Genomic DNA, 16,682 nt, shown 5'->3' on the forward strand with positions numbered 1-16,682 from the left:
CCGACTGGGAGAGGTTCATGGACCTGCCGAGTGAGTTAGACCTGCCCGAATCCCGCTGGAATCGACCTAACGAACCCGACAAACCCGACTATCACGACCCTTACTGGAACCGTTTCCTGGAGCCCAAGCCCGAGTCGCCCTGGCCTCGCAGACTCGCGGCGGTGCTCTCCATCGCCCTCGTCGTCCCCCTCACGTACGCCATGCCCGCGCAGGCCGCGTCCCGGCCGGCCCCCTCGGTGCAGAACGAGAAGCCGGTCAAGGGCACGAGCGTCCCGGTCCTGCCCCCGCTGGCCGATCCCGTCGAGAAACAGGCGTGGAAGGCGCCACCAGGCGTCGCCTGGCCCAAACCCCAGGCGGCGGAGCTGGGCGGCACCGGGGCGAGCACCCTGGCGGCGACCGGCTTCCCCGTGAAGCTGGCCCCGCAGAAGGGCGCCGCCGCCGCCAAGGCCGAGACCTCCGACCCCGTACGCGTCGAACTCCTCGACTCCAAGCTGCTCGGCCTCGCGATGCGCGTATCGCCCGGCCAGGGAGCGAGCCTCAAGGCCGCGTCCGGCAAGAAGAACCGCCTGCAGATCGACTACTCCGGCTTCCGCTACGCCTACGGCGGCGACTACGGCGCCCGGCTCCGCGTGGTCAAGCTGGAGGAATGCGCTCTGACCGGCGCGGACGGCTGCGCCGCGCCCCAGCCGGTCAAGACGGAGAACGACCCGAAGGCGGGCACGCTGACGGCCGACTTCGAGTCGGCCGGCCTGTACGCGGTGACGGCGGCCGCCTCCGGCCAGTCGGGCGACCACTCCGCCACCTCGCTCGCGCCGTCGGCGAGCTGGGGCGTCGGGCCCCAGACCGGTGACTTCAACTGGGACTATGACCTGCGCACCCCTCCCGCGCTGGGCGGCGACGAGCCGGAGCTGTCGATCGACTACTCCTCCCAGAGCGTGGACGGTCGCACCGCCTCCACCAACAACCAGGCGTCCTGGGTCGGTGAGGGCTTCGAGATGAACCCCAGCGGCTACATCGAGCGCCGCTACAAGTCCTGCATGGTCGACGGCAAGAAGACCGGCGACCTGTGCTGGGACGGGGAGAACGTCACCCTGTCGCTCGGCAACTCGGCCGTCGAGCTGGTCAAGGACGCCACGAGCAAGCAGTGGCGGCCCAAGCGCGACGACGGCACCCGGATCGAGTACCTGACCGGGGCCACCAACGGTGACAACAACGGCGAGTACTGGCGCGTCACCGGCGCCGACGGCAACCAGTACACCTTCGGCCTGAACCGCCTGCCCGGCTGGGTCACCGGCAAGCCGGAGACGAAGTCGGTCCAGACGGTGCCGGTGTTCGGCAACAACAGCGGCGAGCCCTGCTACAACAGCACCCCGGCCAACGCCTGGTGCCAGCAGGCGTACCGGTGGAACCTCGACTACGCGGTGGACACGCACGGCAACGCCACCACGTACTGGTACGCGCAGGAGAAGAACTACTACGGCCGCAACATGAAGCCCGAGCTGGGCACCGTGTACGACCGCGCGGGCTACCTCACCCGCATCGACTACGGCTACCTGCAGAACGAGCTGTTCACCAAGGCTCCCGCCGCCCGCGTCGTCTTCGACGTGGCCGAGCGCTGCCTGCCCAGCGGCACCATCACCTGTGCCGCCGACCAGCTCAAGAAGGAGACCGCCAGCAGCTGGCCGGACGTCCCGTTCGACCAGATCTGTGACTCCGGCGTGAAGTGCATCGACCGCCTGGCGCCGACGTTCTTCACGCGCAAGCGCCTGGTCAAGGTCACCACGCAGATCATCAACGCCTCGGGCCAGTACACCCCGGTGGACTCCTGGACGCTGGCGCACCAGTTCCCCGCCTCGGGCGACGGCATGAGCCCGGCGCTGTGGCTGGCGTCGATCCAGCAGAGCGGTCACGTGGGCGGCACGATCACGCTGCCCAAGGTCACCTTCATCGGCGTCCAGCTGCCCAACCGGGTGGACGCCAACGAGGGCCGCGCCCCGCTGGTCAAGTGGCGCGTGCAGGCTGTGAACAACGAGTCCGGCGGTGAGCTGCGCGTCAACTACTCCGCCGCCGACTGCAAGCCCGGCGACGTGCCCGTCGCCGACAAGAACGCCAGGCGCTGCTTCCCGCAGCGCTGGTCACCGCCGAACGAGGCCGAGGTGACCGACTGGTTCCACAAGTACGTGGTCACGCAGACGACGGAAGTGGACCGCGTCGGCGGCGCCCCCAACGTCGTCACCGACTACGAGTACCTCGACGGGACCGCCTGGCACTACGCCGACAACGTCCTCGTCAAGCCCGAGCACCGCACGTGGTCGGAGTTCCGGGGCTACGGCCGGGTCCGGGTGCGCCAGGGCGACGGGCAGGACACCAAGCGCACGCTGACGGAGTTCCGCTACTTCCGCGGCATGGACGGTGACAAGCAGGCCGACGGCTCCAAGCGCAGCGCGCAGGTCACGGACTCCGAGGGCGTCAAGCTCGACGACCTCGACCAGCTCGCGGGCTTCGAGCGCGAGGAGATCGTCTACGACGGCGACGGCGGGGCCATCCTGAGCGCCACGCTCGAGGAGCCCTGGTCCGTCAAGACCGCCGAGTCCACGCAGAGCGGTGTCACCAAGGCCGCCTACGTGGTCGAGCCCAAGTCCATGGTCACCCGCACCGCGCTGGAGGGAGGCAAGTGGCGGCGTACCGGCGAGCAGCGCGAGTACGACACCAAGGGCCTGCTCACCCAGGTGGAGGAGAAGGGCGACCTGGCCACGACCGACGACGACCAGTGCACCCGCTACACCTACGCCCGCAACGACACCAGCTGGATGCTCGACTACACGAGCCGGATCCAGAAGGTCGCCGCCGGCTGCGGCACCGCCGTGTCCACGCTGGCCGCCGGTGAGGTCATCTCCGACCAGAAGGTCCAGTACGACAACAAGGCGTACGGCCAGGCGCCGACCAAGGGTGACGTGACCACGGTCGAGAACACCGTCTCCGGGGACGGCGCGACGATCGTCGAGAGCACCCACACCTACGACGCCTACGGCCGCGAGACCAGCGAGACCGACGCGCTCGGCACCAAGTCCACCACCACCTACACCCCGACGGCGGGCGCGCCTCCGACCGAGATCAAGGAGACCAACCAGCTGGGCCACGTCGAGCGCACCCTGCTCGAACCGGCCTGGGGAGAGCCGTACGCCGAGATCGACGCGAACAACCGCCGCATCGACATGGAGTACGACGCGCTCGGCCGCCTGGTCAAGGTGTGGCAGCCCGACCGCAGCAAGGCGGCCAATCAGTCGCCCAGCACCGAGTACGTCTACTCGATGCGCACCGACGGTCCCAGCTTCGTCACCACGAAGACGCTGAACGCGGACGGCACCTACAGCGCGAGCCACGAGCTGTACGACGGCCTGATGCGCAAGCGCCAGACCCAGGAGCCCGCGCCCCGCGACGAGCAGACGCAGGACCCGGCGCTGCGTGACGGGCGCACGATCACCGACACCATCTACAACTCGCTCGGCGAGGCGACCAAGTCCAACACCGGTTACTTCGCCACCGGGACCCCCTCCACCGACCTGCTCGCCGTGGCCGACGCGGACGTGCCCAACCAGGTCGTGGTGACCTTCGACGGCAGCGGTGACGCCAACGCGCAGATCCTCAAGGCGAAGGGCCAGGAGAAGTACCGGGTCAGCACCACGCAGCAGGGCGACCGGGTCAACATCACGCCGCCGCCCGGAGGCACCGCCACGACCCGCATCGGCGACGCCGAGGACCGGCTCATCGAGTTGCGCCAGTACAAGGGCGCCACCCCGACGGGCGAGTACGAGTCCACCAAGTACACCTACGACCACGCCGGACGCCTGTCCACGGTGACCGACGCGGCGGGCAACGTGTGGCGCCACCACTACGACATGCGCGGCCGCGAGATCAAGATGGAGGACCCCGACAAGGGCGTCACCACGATGACGTACAACGACGCCGACGAGCTGGTCACCACGACCGACTCGCGCGGCAAGACGTTGTACTACGTCTATGACGCGCTGGGCCGCAAGAAGGAGCTGCGCGACGGCTCCGCGACCGGTCCGCTCCTCGCCGAGTGGCAGTACGACGCGCTGGCCAAGGGCCACATGAACGCCAGCATCCGCTACGCGGGCGGGCAGGCGTACAAGGCCGAGATCAACGCCATCGACTCCGACTACCGCACGCTGCGCGAGACCGTCACCATCCCCGAGCGGGAGGGCAAGCTGGCGGGCTCGTACCAGCTCAACACCCGCTACACGATCGACGACCAGGTCCAGTCCGTCAGCTTCCCGGCCGCGGGCGGCCTGGCGGAGGAGCAGGTCGTCTACACCTACGACGAGCTCAGCCAGCCGACCAAGGTCAGCGGCCTGTCCACGTACGTGACCGCGACCCGCTACTCCAAGCTGGGCGAGACCCTGCAGCAGGAGCTGAGCACGGGAGGCAAGAAGACCTGGCTCACCTACACCCATGACGAGGCCACCCGCAGGATGTCCAGGATGCGGGTGGACAGGGAGGGCGCCACGGCGACCGACCTGGACCTCAACTACAGCTACGACGCGGTCGGCAACATCACCAGGATCGCCGACAAGGGCGCGAGCGGCCAGGACACGCAGTGCTTCAAGTACGACCATCTGCGCCGGATGACCTCGGCGTGGACGGCCACCGACGACTGCGCTAGCGGCAGCCCGCAGTCCGACAAGATCGGCGGCGTGGCCCCGTACGCGCTCAGCTACGAGTACGACGCCGCCGGCAACCGGCTCAAGGAGATCAAGCACGCCTGGGGCGGCGCGGGCGAGACCACCCGTACCTCCACCTACCCGGCCGCGGGCGGCAAGCAGCCGCACGCGCTGCAGGCCGTCGGGTCGGACCTCTTCGAGTACGACGCCGCGGGCAACACCACCAGGCGCAAGGTCGGCAACTCCGACCAGGCCCTGGTCTGGGACGCCGAGGGCAACCTGGAGTCGGTGACGGAGGCGGGCAAGACGACGTCCTTCGTGTACAACGCGGAGGGCGACCGGCTGATCCGCAAGACCACGACCGACGCCACGCTCTACATCGACGACATGGAGTTGCGCTTCGACTTCGCCAAGGACGCCGTCGAGCAGACCCGCTACTACACCATCGGCGGCGAGCCCATCGCGGTGCGCACGCCGGACAACCAGGTCTACTTCCTGGTCAACGACCACCAGGGCACCGCTCAGGCGGCGGTGAACGCCGGCACCGGTGAGCTGGCCGTACGGAGGACGACGCCGTTCGGCGAGAACCGGGGATCGCCACCGGCGTTCTGGCCGGGGCAGCGTGGATTCGTGGGAGGCACGCAGGATTCCACGACCGGGCTGGTCCACCTCGGGGCCCGCGAGTACGACCCCAAGAACGGGCGCTTCCTGTCGGTCGACCCCGTCATGGAGGAGCAGAACCCGCAGCAGCTCAACGCCTACGCCTACGCCAACAACAGCCCCGTCACCATGAGCGACCCCGACGGCCAGCTGTTCTGGTTCGTCGCGGCCGTGGTGGTGCGGGTCTCGGCGCAGATCATCGCCAGGAGGCTGGCGATGGCCGCCGCCAGGCGGGCCGCCATCGCGGCGGCGCGTGCGGCGGCCAGGCGGGCCGCCCTCGCGGCAGCGCGGCGCCGGGCACTGGCGGAGGCCAGGAGAAGAGCCGCTGCCGAGGCCAAGAAGCGGGCCCTGGAAGCGGCGCGGAAGAAGGCCGCGGCCGCGGCCAGGAAGAAGCTCCAGGAACAGGCCAAGAAGAGGGCGGCCGAGAGGGCCAGGAAGGCGGCGACGGCACGGGCACAGCGGCGGGCAGCGGCGGCGGCGAGAAGAGAGGCGAAGAGAAAGGCCACTGAGGCGGCGGCGAAGCGCCGGGCCGCGGCGGCGGCCAGGACGCGCAACAGGCGGGCCGGCCGGCTCCCCAGCGGGATCCAGCGGGCACGGCAGCGTCCGGCGCAGCGGCCGACCAGCCACAGGGCGCAGCAGCGGCAGACGCCGCCCAGGGACAGCCGGCAGCCGATGCAGCCACGGCCGAGCCAGATCTACCGCAACGACGGCTCGACCCAGCCGACCCAGTCCTACACCGTCTACCGCGACGGGCGGATGTATCCGGACGGACCGCCGCCTGCGGCCCGCCCCGGTGGCTCCGGCCAGGGTGAGCGGCAGGTCTTCAGGCCGGAGAAGATCGAGCCCGAGAACACGAGAACGGGCACGATCGCCGAAACCGGCTTCAAGGTCAACCAGTACCTGGACAAGAGCGGACTGGCCGACGCACTCGACATCATCATCTGGGGCTTGGGAGGTTAGCCCCAACTGACCGGACACCGGCGCGGGACCCTCACGGGTTCCGCGCCGGTGGCGTTCTTGGGTGCCATGTCCCTAGAATCTTGTTCGGTAATGACTCTAGGAGGCAGCGTGGGCGCGTTCGATCTCAGTGGGAAGCAGGCTCTGGTCACCGGGGCGTCGAAGGGGATCGGGCGGGGCATCGCGCTCGCCTACGCGGAGGCGGGGGCCGACGTGGCGCTCGTGTCCCGGTCGGCCGAGAGCCTGGCCGAGGTGGCCAAGGAGGTCGAGGCGCTGGGCAGGCGCGCGGTCGTCATCCCCGCCGACCTCACCGACCGCGACGCCGCCGCGGGGGCCGTCGCGGCGGCCATCGACGGGCTGGGGCACCTCGACATCGTCGTCAACAACGCGGGCGGGTCCAACTTCCTCGTGGAGTTCAAGGACCTGCGGCTGTCGGGGTGGGACAAGCTGATGCGGCTCAACCTCGACTCGGCCATGATCGTCTGTCACACGGTCGCGCCCCATCTGCTGGAGCGGGGCGGCGGCACGGTCATCAACGTGGCGTCGGTGGCGGCGCTCGGCGCGCCCTTCCTCGCCCCGTACGCCGCCGCCAAGGCCGGGCTGGTGGCGCTGACCAAGACGCTGGCCGTCGAGTGGGCGCGGGCGGGGGTGCGGGTCAACGCGCTGTGCCCCGGCTGGACGGCCACCGACCTCAACCGGAACCTCTGGGAGGACGAGACCTCCGGCGCCGCCACGGTCGCCACGGTGCCCATGCGGCGCTGGGGGACGGTGGCGGAGATGGCCCAGCCGGCCGTGTTCCTGGCCAGCTCGGCTTCGGCGTACATGACGGGCCAGGTGCTGTTCGTGGACGGCGGCGCCACCGCCATCTAATTGTGTACGCGATTATTCGCCGGCCAATGCCAGTTTTATAGCCGACATTGGCGAAATGCCGCCTTTATGGGGAGCTTTAGCGAAGCAGTCTCGGTTTTCGGCAGATATAGGCATACGACATTGAGTGCTTGCGGCCGTGAACCGGGCTACCGTGTGGTCCGTGCAGCTCTACACGAGATCGGCCGGAACCGGGCTCCCGGTTGTGCTGCTTCACGCGTTCCCGCTCTCGTCGGCCATGTGGCTGGCCCAGCGCGAGGGGCTGGCCAAGGCCTGCAGGGTCATCACACCCGACCTGCGCGGCTTCGGCGGGTCGCGGCTGGGCGACGACGAGCCCTCGCTCGACCTGATGGCCGACGACGTCGCCAGGCTGCTCGATGACGAGGGCATCGAGCGGGCGGTGGTCGGCGGGCTTTCGATGGGCGGCTACGTGACCATGGCGTTCTGCCGCCGGCACCCCGACCGGGTGCTCGGCGTGATCCTGGCCGACACCAAGGCCGGCGCCGACCCGCCCCCGGCGAGGGAGAACAGGGAGCGCATCGCGCAGGCCGTGCTCGCCGAGGGCAGCGAGGTGCTGGTCAGCGAGGTGCTCCCGGCGCTCATCGGGCCGACCACCAAGGAGCGCCGGGCCATGGTGTTCGGGCGCGTCAAGGGGCTCGTGCAGTCCGCGCCGCCGGGCGCGGTCGCCTGGGCGCAACGGGCCATGGCCGCGCGGCCCGACTCGTTCGACACGCTGAGCGCGCTGAAGGTGCCGCTGCTGGTCGTGGTGGGGGAGGAGGACGAGCTCTCGCCCCCCGCCGACGCGGAGGCGATGGCGCGCGCCGTGCCCGACGGACGCCTGGAGATCATCCCGAAGGCCGGCCATCTGAGCGCGGTGGAGCAGCCGGAGGCGTTCAACACGGCAATCACCGAGTTCCTCCGCACCGACCTGGCCACCCCTCGCCCCTGACCACACCGCACCCGGCGCCCGAGGAGCAACGGCCGCCCGCCGGCGCGCCCTTCCTCGCCCCAAGGACCTCAGCCTTCCGTCACCGAAGGACCCCAGCTCTCCCTTTCCCCCCGAAGGACCTCAGCTCTCCCTCCATCCCCCGAGGACCTCAGCCGGAGTGAGACGGCCGACGGGGACACAGTGGGCCACCGGGGCTCGGACGTCCCCAGGAACCCCTCAGGCGTGGTCCTGGCGCGGCAGGACCACCTCACGGACGATCAACGCGATAGCCGCCGCCACCGGAATGGCCAGCAGCGCGCCGACGATCCCCAGCAGCGCCCCGCCGAACAGCGCCGCGATCACCGTCACCGCCGGCGCCACGTCCACCGAACGCTTCATCACCCTCGGATAGATGAAGTAGTTCTCCACCTGCTGATAGACCACGAAGAAGACCGCACAGGCGATCCCCGCCGGCACCGACTGCAGCAGCGCGACGCCGGTCACGAGCACCGCGCCGATCGTGGCGCCCACCAGCGGGATCAGGTCCGTCAGCGCCACGACCAGGGCGAGCGCGAGCGCGTACTGCACCCCCGCCACCGACAGGAAGATCCAGGTCAGGAAGCCCGCGATGACCGAGATGAGCACGTTGCCCGCCACGTACCCGCCGATGCCGGAGAGGATCTGCTCGCTGATCGCCCTCGTCCGGGTCCTGCGGGAGGCCGGTACGAGCTTGAGCAGGTAGTCCTTGATCGTCTGCAGCGACCCGAGGAAGTAGAGCATGAGCACCAGCAGCGTCACCGTGGTGTAGACGCCGTTCAGCACCACCAGCCCCGCGCCCATGATGCCGCTGGCCAGCGACGGCCCCAGCGTGGACGTCAGGAACGTCTTGAGCTGCGCCAGGATCTGGTACTCGGAATCGAGCTGGTGCAGCGTGGGATTCTTGCCGAGCTCGGTGACGTACGTGGGCACCGCCGCCACGAACTCCGACAGCTGCTGGCTCACCGGCGGCACCACGGCCAGGCCGAACAGCGCGAACGCCACGATGACCCCGGCGAACACGATCGAGATCGCCCCCCGCCGGGCGAGGCCGCGGCGCTGGAGGGCCTCGACGGCCGGGTTGAGGCCGACGGCCAGGAACATCGCCACGACGACCAGGATGATCGTGCTCAGCGACGCGACGACCATCTGGGCGATCGCGATCGCCGTCAGCACCCCCAGCCCGCCGACCAGCCCGAACAGGAAGGGGCCGCGGGCGAGCGGCTTCCCTGGCAGTCCGTACGGCTGAGGCCCGCCATCACCCTCCTCCTGGGCGCGGGCAGCGCTTCCTGCGGACTCCTTGGGCTCCGGGGCGGTGGGTTCGACATCCGCGGACAAAGCGACACTCCCGAGATTGTCGGCAAATAGCAAAGAGAGAGCCTAGCGACCATCGGATCGCCAGGCTCTCTCCAACCTGCTCTTCAGCCCCCGTGTGCGGTCCCGACCTGTGGGCCGGTGGTTACTCCTGCCACCATTCGGCGTCGTCCTCGGACTTGGTCTCGACCTTCGCCGCGGGCGTCGTGGCCGGGGCCTCGGCCGCGGGAGCGGCGAGCGCGGGCTTGGCCGGGGCCGCCGTGACCGCGGGCTCCGGCTCCATGCCGGGCAGCGCCGCGCCGCCGAGCAGCTGGCGCAGCTGGGCCAGGTGGCTGGTGATGCTGTCGCGCTGGCGCGTGAGCTCGTCGACCTGGCGCTGCATCGTCGTGCGGGTGCGCTCGGCCTCGTTCTTCGCCTCGGTGACGATGGTGTCGGCGCTCGTCTTGGCCTCGGCGACGATCGTCTCGGAGCTCTTGCGAGCGTTGGCGACGAGCTGCTTGGCGTGCAGGTCGGCCTCGCGGCGGGTCTGCTCGGCCTGCTGCGTGGCCTTCGTGGCCCGCGACTCGGCCGTGGCCGCGCGCTGCTCGGCCTCGGCGACCATGCGCTGGGTGTTGGCCTGCGCGGTGGCGTGGCGCTCGGCCTCCTGGCGCTCGGCCTCCTCGCGGCGGGAGGCGAGCTGGATCTCGAACTCCGCCTCGTCCTGCGCCCGCTTGGCCTCCGACTCCTCCAGCACCCGCTGAGCCTGCGCGCGCATCTCGTCGGCCTGCCGCTTGGCGGTGGTCAGCACCTCGTCGCGCTCGCGCTTGGTCGAGGCCCGCAGCTGGGCGACCTCGCGCTCGGCGGTGGTGCGGAGCTTGGCGATCTCCCGCTCGGCGTCGGCCCGCTTCTCCGCCACCTCGTGGTCGGCGGTGGCCCGCAGCTTGGCGACCTCGCGCTCGGTGGTGTTGGTCAGCTCGTCGGCCTCGCGGCGGGCGGTCGAGCGGGTCTCCTCGGCGTCGCGGTCGGCGGCGGAGCGCATCTCGTCGCTCTCCCGCGTGGCCACGGCGCGCTTCTCGGCGGCCTCGGCCTCGGCGGCGGCCCGCAGGTCGGCGGCCTCGACCTTGGCCGCGGCCTTGATCTCGTTGGCCTCGGACCTGGCGGCCTGGACGAGCTCGGTGGCCTGCTCCTCGGCCAGGCGGAGCAGCTGCTCGATGCGGGCGCCGAGGCCGGAGTAGGTGGGGCGCTCCTGCTCCTGCAGCTGGCGCTGGGAGTCGGACAGATCACGCTGCAGGCTCGCCACCTGCTCGCGGGACTGCCGTAGCTCTCCGTCTAGCTGCTTCAGATGATCGTGGACCTGATGCCGGTCGTAACCGCGGAGCACCACGTCGAACTCGCGTGCGGGGGCGTCCTCGAAGAAATTGTTGAGCTGGGCGTCGATGTCGGACTGCATGGAGGCTCAATCCTGGGTTGTCGAGACGGCTACACGGGCCGGACGGGGGGTTCGGGGCATCCGATCCAGGAGCCTGTGCCTAAGGGCAGGCTCCATGTCCGGTGGAAGGTCAAGCGTACTCCGCTGGTGCCACCTGCGAAGCCCCGTCCAACTTTCTGCGTGACTAGTTACATATGAACGTTTTTTAACATTTGTCAGGGCCGGGGTTAGGGCCTGGCCGCCTGCACCAACTCCGTCAGCATTCCTCCCACGTCCTTGGGGTGCAGGAACGCGATCTCGGAGCCCATCGACCCGTGCCTGGGACGCTCGTCCAGGAGCCTCACACCCTTCTCGTTGATCTTAACCATCGCCTGGGCGACATCGGGAACCCCGAATGCCACATGGTGGACGCCCTCGCCCCGCTTAGCGAGGAATTTTCCCACAGGGGAGTCCTCAGAGAGAGGTTCCAGAAGCTGAATGTAGGAGCCCCCACCTTCGCCGTCGGAGATGCGCAGCATGGCCTCCTTCACGCCCTGCTCCTCGTTGACCTCCCTGGCGACCACGGTCAGCTCGAACGTCTCCGAGAAGAACGCGATCTTCTCTTCGATGTCCTTGCACGCGATTCCGATGTGGTCGATCCGCATGAACATATGTGGCCCACCTCCATAGCGAGCGTCCGCCTACTCGTGGGTATGGTGTCAAAGAACCCGACGTGAGCGTAGGAGGCCCCTGTCATGTCCAGTTCCGTCATCGTGGCCGGAGCTCGCACGCCCATCGGCAAGCTCCTGGGATCCCTGTCGGGATTGCCTGCCGTGGAGCTCGGGGGCATCGCCATCAAGGCCGCGCTGGAGCGTGCCAGGGTCGCGCCGGATGCCGTCGAGTACGTGATCATGGGCCAGGTCCTGCAGGCCGGCGCGGGCCAGATCCCCTCCCGCCAGGCCGCCGTCAAGGCCGGCATCCCCATGACCGTCCCCTCCATCACCATCAACAAGGTCTGCCTGTCGGGCCTGGACGCCATCGCGCTGGCCGACCAGCTCATCCGCGCGGGCGAGTTCGACATCGTGGTGGCCGGCGGCATGGAGTCCATGACCAACGCCCCCCACCTCCTGCCCGGCCTGCGCAAGGGCGTCAAGTACGGCGGCTCGCAGGTCGTCGACTCGATGGCCCACGACGGCCTGTTCTGCGCGTTCGACCAGCGCGCGATGGGTGAGTCGACCGAGCACTACAACGCCCGGCTCGGCATCGGCCGCGAGGAGCAGGACGCCCTGTCGGCCCGCTCCCACCAGCTGGCCGCCGCCGCCGTCAAGAACGGCGTCTTCGACGAGGAGATCGTCCCGGTGGAGATCCCGCAGCGCCGCGGCGAGCCACTGATCGTCAAGGAGGACGAGGGCGTACGCGGTGACACCACCCCGGAGACCCTGGCCAAGCTCCGCCCGGCCTTCGCCGCCGACGGGACGATCACGGCCGGCTCCGCCTCGCAGATCTCGGACGGGGCCTGCGCCGTCGTGGTCATGTCGAAGTCGAAGGCCGAGGAGCTCGGCCTGGAGTGGCTGGCGGAGATCGGCAGGCACGGCAACGTCGCGGGGCCGGACGCGTCCCTGCAGTCCCAGCCGGCCAACGCCATCAAGCACGCGCTGTCGAAGCAGGGCGCGACGGCCGCCGACCTGGACCTGGTCGAGATCAACGAGGCCTTCGCCAGCGTGGTCCTGCAGTCCGCCAAGGAGCTGGACGTGCCGCTGGACAAGGTCAACGTCAACGGGGGCGGCATCGCCCTGGGCCACCCGATCGGGGCCTCGGGCGCGCGGATCGTGCTGACGCTGGCGTACGAGCTGAAGCGCCGGGGCGGCGGCCTGGGCGCCGCCGGGCTCTGCGGCGGCGGCGGCCAGGGTGACGCCCTGATCATCTCGGTCCCCAAGCAGTAGGAGAGAGGCGCGGGCCCCGGGGAGAGCCCCGGGGCCTTTCGCATGCCCTTCGGGGAGTGGGGGCGTACGCGGTGCAGATCGCCAAGGCGTCCGGGGCGGAGGTCACGGGCGTGTGCGGCGCGGCGAAGGCGGACCTCGTACGGTCGATCGGCGCGGCCCGACGTCGTCGACCACGCCCGCGAGGACTTCGCCGGCCGGGGGAGCCGCTACGACGTCATCGTCGACACGGCGGGCAACCGCGCGCTGCGCCACCTGCGCCGCGCCCTCACGCCCCGCGGGACGGTGGTCATCGTCGGGGGCGAACGCGGCGGGCGGTGGCCGGCCGGCACCGACCGCCGGCTCCGTACGGTGCTGCCGGACCCGTTCGCCCGCCGGCGGCTGCGCGTGGTCTTCATGGCGCCCCGGGAGGCCGACCTGCGAGCCGTGGCGGAGCTCGTCGGCTCCGGCCGGGTCACGCCGGTCGTCGACCGGACGTACCCGCTCAGCGAGGTCCCCGAGGCCGTCCGCGGCCTGGAGCGGGGAGAGGTGCGCGGCAAGGCCGTCGTCACCGTCTGAGCCGCCTCGGCCCGGACAGCGCGATGCCCCGGTCCGACCAGGAATGGACCGGGGCTCCGCGATTCAGGGACCCACCAGGATTCGGGTCCCTGACGTCGCCCCCTACGGGGGCTGTTCAGCCCGGCCGCGAGGGAGGTTGCGGCCGGGCTGCTTGTGGACGGTCATGAGGCGAGGAACTTGGCGAAGACCGAGCGGTTGCGGCGCTCCGGCCGCAGGCTCTTCTGCGCCTCGCGCACCCGCCGCTGCTCGGCCGCGGCGCGGCGGAGCTCGGAGGCGTGGTGCTGCATCACGGTGTACTCGAGTTCGGCGTTCATGGAGGCCCCTTGTGGCTCGTGCTTCTTCCCTGCACTCTTAAGACTCCTCCTAAGGCCCTCCCGGACACATCGGGCGGATGCCTTATGTCAGGGCGTAAGGGCAGATAGGGAGGTACTTAGGCAGGCGCACCGAGCGACTAAGGCGGCCGTGAGCCACCCCTAGGGCTCGTCCGTGAACTTCACCGTGACCTTCGTGAAGCCGAGCGACTTCAGTAGGCCGGTCATCATGGCCTTGGTGTTGGTGTCCGCCCGGGCACGCAGGTCGCTCGCCACCGCCGCCTCCGTGATCTTCTTCTCCGCCAGCAGATAGAGCTCCCGCTGGTCCCCGGGCGACCCGGACAGGAAGTCCTGCACCCGGTCGAACAGCCCGCGCTGCTGCGCGAACACGTACGAGCGGCTGTTGTCCAGGTTGGGCTTCTCCAGCTGGGCGCGGGGCAGGCGCACGGTCGCCTGGGTGCGGTCCTCCGTGACCGTCACGGCGTCCCCGGCCAGGCCGGAGAAGTCCACGTACGCGTCCACCGCGCCCGCTCCGACGAACAGCGTGCGGGTGCCCTTGATCGCGTCGGGCAGGAAGTTGGCGTCCTTCTCCAGGTCCACGACCACCTGGAAGTTCCCTGTGGCGGCCTCGAAGCGGCTGAGGTCCTTGATGGACTGCAGGAGCACGGGCTGGCTGCGGTCGATGACCTGCTCGCCGAGCGGGTTGAGCCAGGTCCAGGCCAGGCGGCCGCCCACCACGAGCAGGACCGCCAGGACCAGGAAACCCGCCACGTATCGCCACCTGCGGCGCCGCGCGGATGTCACCTCGAGCGGCGTCGTACGGGAAGTCGTCATGCGTGCATGACTACCCGCCGGGCGATCATCATTGCCAGCCGTTTGGTGACATCTTCCGATCCCGCGTCGCCGGCCGCCTAGCTGAGACCGGCCATGGACGTGCTGGGGGCCGAGTTCGGAGTGCCTTCGCCCTCCGGGTACACCGGGTAGACGTGGCTCGACTCCGGTGTCGGGCGGGCCGACGGCGCCACCTGCACCCGTGCCGCGCCCCCGCCGCCGCCGAAGTACATGCTCGACAGCCCGCAGTTCCGGAAGTCGCTGTAGAACATGCGCAGCCACTCCCTGCGCTGGTGCTCGCTCAGCCACGAGAACCACGACGCCGCGTACTGGTGCTCGGGCAGCGGCCCGCCGGGCAGGGGCTCCCCGCGCAGCCACGCCATCACGATCTCCCGGTAACCGTCCGCCACCGAGCCCGGGCAGCGGGCGGCCAGGGACTCGATGTACTCGTACGCCGCCTCCTCCGCGAACCCCGCGGACAGGTCGGGCACGTGGATGGGCGCGAGGCCGTTCGACGGCTTCAGCTCCTCCTCCAGCGGCCGCTGCTCCACCCGCGTGAACGCGGCGGGCGTCCCCGCCAGCCGGGAGGCGATCTGCGTGAACGCCGCCCCCAGCTCGGTCAGCCCCGCCCGCATCCCCGGGTGCACGCACACCGTGATCGGCCAGTCCTGGCAGCTGTAGGCGATGTCCACGGCCGCGGCCGGCTTCGGCTGGGCCAGGACCCGCGACACGCCCATCCCGGCCGCCAGCACGGACAGCAGCGCGCACGCCAGCACCGTCGCCTGCTTGGTCACCAGCGCCGCCCAGCCCAGCAGCAGCGCCGCCGTGATGCCGAGCAGCCAGATCGTCTGGTCGAAGAACGGCGCCCCGCTCAACCCCTGGAACAGGTCGTACGGCTCCCCGGTGCCGGGCGCCAGCTTGTCCGCCCAGCCCCGGTCGTCGGCCAGCCACGAGAACACTCCATAGCAGGCCAGCCCGGCCAGCGGCGGCGTGAACACCTTAGGCACCACCCAGCCGGCCACCCAGCCGATCACCGAATAGAGGGCCAGCCCCGCCATGCCCATGCCCAGGCCGGAAAGGCTCAGCCGCCCCGACTGGTCGGTGAGCACCGTCTTGACCGCCAACACCAGCACCGTCGCACCGAACGAACCCAGCACCACCACCACGATCGCCAGCGGCGCCTTGAGCGCCCGCCACGTCGTGAGCGAGCGGCCGCGCAACGCCCTGCGCTTGCGCAGCGCCACCCATGCCGCGAACGCGGCGGCCACCGGCCCGGTCATCCGCAACGAGCCGATGACCGCGGCCACGATGTTCTCCCACGCGTCCACGCCAGGTATCAGGACGTTCCACGCCGCCAGCAGCCCGAGCGCCAGGAGCACGGCCACCGTGACGGCCGCGCTCTGCTTCAGCTCCTCTCGTGAAACGCCCGCGTGCTCACGCACCCTTTTCCCCGTTGACCTTCATCAAGCACCCCCCGTGCCCCTCGGCAAGGCTGAAGCGAATGAGTCCGGCCTGTCCCCACAGGCCGATGGACTTGGCTTCTGCGTCACCATACGTACGAGAACCATAACTGAGCGTGATGATTGACGTCCGGATTCTTGGTCAAGCGGGGAAGCCTGTCGCTCCAGGTCACCAGACGAACCGGGACGAGGGGCGCGCTACCGTATGCGCTGTGTCGCACCCCAAGCCGCTCAACCTGCCGTTCGACCCCATCGACCGGGCCGCGGAGAGCTGGCGTGCCCACTTCGGGCCCTCCTCCGCCATGGCCGCCGTGACCTCGATCATGAGAGCCCACCAGATCCTGCTGTCGCAGCTCGACTCGCTCCTGAAGCCGTACGACCTGACCTTCGCCCGATACGAGGCGCTGGTCCTGCTGACATTCAGCAAGACAGGCGCGCTCCCGCTGTCGAAGATCGGCGAACGGCTCATGGTCCACCCCACCAGCGTCACGAACACGGTGGACAGGCTGGAGAAGTCCGGATTCGTCTGCCGGCTGCCCAACCCGCGGGACGGGCGCGGCGTGCTCGCCGAGATCACCAAGGCCGGCCGGGACGTCGTGGAGCGGGCCACCCGCGACCTGATGGGCGCCGAGTTCGGCCTGACCATGTACGCCGAGGACGAACTCGACCGGATGTTCACCCAGTTGCGTACCCTCCGGGTGGCGGCGGGTGACTTCCAAGAGGGCGGCGGGTGACTGCGCCGCCCCGG

Annotated in this window: 12 protein-coding genes; 6 read left to right on the forward strand and 6 right to left on the reverse strand. The window is 70.1% G+C overall.

Going from position 1 to position 16,682, the window contains the following annotated elements; translation table 11 throughout:
• Positions 1-17 precede the first annotated feature (17 nt).
• The 3 genes from ACIBI9_RS34175 (at position 18) to ACIBI9_RS34185 (ending at position 8,118) form a co-directional block, all read left to right on the forward strand.
• Positions 18-6,305 carry an RHS repeat domain-containing protein gene (locus tag ACIBI9_RS34175; RefSeq protein ID WP_397228162.1) on the forward strand — a complete coding sequence of 2,096 codons (6,288 nt, stop codon included), beginning with the start codon at positions 18-20 and terminating at the stop codon, positions 6,303-6,305.
• 108 nt (positions 6,306-6,413) lie between these two features.
• Positions 6,414-7,172 (forward strand): SDR family NAD(P)-dependent oxidoreductase, encoded by a 759-nt coding sequence (locus ACIBI9_RS34180; RefSeq protein ID WP_350730050.1) that lies wholly within the window; start codon positions 6,414-6,416, stop codon positions 7,170-7,172.
• Between the two features lie 160 nt (positions 7,173-7,332).
• Positions 7,333-8,118 (forward strand): alpha/beta fold hydrolase, encoded by a 786-nt coding sequence (locus ACIBI9_RS34185; RefSeq protein ID WP_397228164.1) that lies wholly within the window; start codon positions 7,333-7,335, stop codon positions 8,116-8,118.
• Between the two features lie 216 nt (positions 8,119-8,334).
• On the opposite strand, the gene ACIBI9_RS34190 is transcribed toward ACIBI9_RS34185, so the two are convergent.
• From ACIBI9_RS34190 to mce, 3 genes are all read right to left on the reverse strand, one after another.
• Entirely contained in the window at positions 8,335-9,471 is a 1,137-nt protein-coding gene (locus tag ACIBI9_RS34190) for an AI-2E family transporter (RefSeq protein WP_397228166.1), read from the reverse strand.
• Between the two features lie 121 nt (positions 9,472-9,592).
• Entirely contained in the window at positions 9,593-10,876 is a 1,284-nt protein-coding gene (locus tag ACIBI9_RS34195) for a DivIVA domain-containing protein (protein WP_397228168.1), read from the reverse strand.
• A gap of 206 nt (positions 10,877-11,082) precedes the next feature.
• The gene (mce, locus tag ACIBI9_RS34200) at positions 11,083-11,505 is read right to left on the reverse strand and encodes a methylmalonyl-CoA epimerase (protein WP_397228170.1); all 423 of its coding nucleotides are present in this window, start codon (positions 11,503-11,505) and stop codon (positions 11,083-11,085) included.
• Between the two features lie 84 nt (positions 11,506-11,589).
• Between mce and ACIBI9_RS34205 the strand changes: the two genes are divergently transcribed.
• Both ACIBI9_RS34205 and ACIBI9_RS34210 read left to right on the forward strand, forming a co-directional pair.
• Positions 11,590-12,777, forward strand: a complete 1,188-nt coding sequence (locus tag ACIBI9_RS34205) for an acetyl-CoA C-acetyltransferase (protein WP_397228172.1) — start codon at positions 11,590-11,592, stop codon at positions 12,775-12,777.
• A gap of 42 nt (positions 12,778-12,819) precedes the next feature.
• The gene (locus ACIBI9_RS34210) at positions 12,820-13,332 is read left to right on the forward strand and encodes a zinc-binding dehydrogenase (RefSeq protein WP_397228174.1); all 513 of its coding nucleotides are present in this window, start codon (positions 12,820-12,822) and stop codon (positions 13,330-13,332) included.
• Positions 13,333-13,493: 161 nt separating this feature from the next.
• On the opposite strand, the gene ACIBI9_RS34215 is transcribed toward ACIBI9_RS34210, so the two are convergent.
• The 3 genes from ACIBI9_RS34215 to ACIBI9_RS34225 all read right to left on the reverse strand — a co-directional run bounded on the left by ACIBI9_RS34215 (position 13,494) and on the right by ACIBI9_RS34225 (position 15,916).
• Positions 13,494-13,646, reverse strand: a complete 153-nt coding sequence (locus ACIBI9_RS34215; protein WP_363962810.1) for a hypothetical protein — start codon at positions 13,644-13,646, stop codon at positions 13,494-13,496.
• 159 nt (positions 13,647-13,805) lie between these two features.
• On the reverse strand, positions 13,806-14,477 hold the full coding sequence (locus ACIBI9_RS34220; RefSeq protein ID WP_397228176.1) for a DUF4230 domain-containing protein: 672 nt from the start codon (positions 14,475-14,477) through the stop codon (positions 13,806-13,808).
• A gap of 77 nt (positions 14,478-14,554) precedes the next feature.
• Positions 14,555-15,916 (reverse strand): hypothetical protein, encoded by a 1,362-nt coding sequence (locus ACIBI9_RS34225; RefSeq protein WP_397228178.1) that lies wholly within the window; start codon positions 15,914-15,916, stop codon positions 14,555-14,557.
• A 230-nt stretch (positions 15,917-16,146) separates the two neighbouring features.
• Here ACIBI9_RS34225 and ACIBI9_RS34230 point away from each other — a divergent pair, with 230 nt between their 5' ends.
• Positions 16,147-16,668: a MarR family transcriptional regulator gene (locus tag ACIBI9_RS34230; protein ID WP_318787341.1), complete on the forward strand. Its 522-nt coding sequence runs from the start codon at positions 16,147-16,149 to the stop codon at positions 16,666-16,668.
• Positions 16,669-16,682: the final 14 nt, after the last annotated feature.

It is taken from the genome of Nonomuraea sp. NPDC050451 (assembly GCF_044458585.1).